Here is a 688-nt window from a genome sequence, read left to right as displayed (position 1 = left end):
ACATGCCAATTCGAAATTGTCTGGGCTAGCTGCCAACTCTTGTTCCAAGCGCTTTAATTCTGGACTTTCAGCCGCTTGCTGATGCAGTTCCAGTTTCGCGATTAAGCTTTTGTAAGAGTTGTCTTGATACTCAAGTGGGATGGTTGCTAACAACTCTTGTGCTAATTCGAATTGTTTGGTTTCTAGCAAACAATCGGCTTTCGCTAATTTTACATCACCGCGTGATTGCAGTTCATCTGACAGTGTTTGAATGACGTTCAGAGCTTGTGCATGTTCGCCTTGTTGAAGCAGTTCGCTTACTTGCTTCAATAGTTGCTCGTCAGGGCTTGGCAAATGTTTTTGTAGCATTGCGCCAATCGCTTCGATTGGTTGAGGCCCGCCTAAGCCATCGACTGCTTGTCCATTAACAAACAACGCGATTGTTGGCAGTACTTGAACACCAAATTGGGAAGCAAGCGCTGGTTGATCTTCACAGTTCAGCAGAGCCAATGTAAAAGCACCATTGTACTGTTGAGTGAGAGCTTGCAACTCAGGTAGCACTTGTGCGCTTTCTGGTTGAGCGTTGGCCCAAAAATGAATCAGAACGGGCGTGTTCATTGATCCTTCAAGCACTTCTCTAATATTCTGTTCTGTTAACTCAACGATAAATGGAGATTGCATCTGAGTGTCCTTGCTTTTAATTCAGGTC

The 688-nt window shown here is 44.6% G+C and carries 1 protein-coding gene; it reads right to left on the bottom strand.

Going from position 1 to position 688, the window contains the following annotated elements; translation table 11 throughout:
• Positions 1 to 660: thioredoxin domain-containing protein (locus R7O13_RS27260; protein ID WP_318305246.1), on the bottom strand; the 660-nt coding region annotated here is incomplete at its 3' end.
• Positions 661 to 688: the final 28 nt, after the last annotated feature.

Source organism: Vibrio sp. Y176 (genome assembly GCF_033438945.1).
The sequence above is the reverse complement of the archived record's forward strand: the minus strand, read 5'-3'. Positions and strand labels throughout refer to the sequence as shown.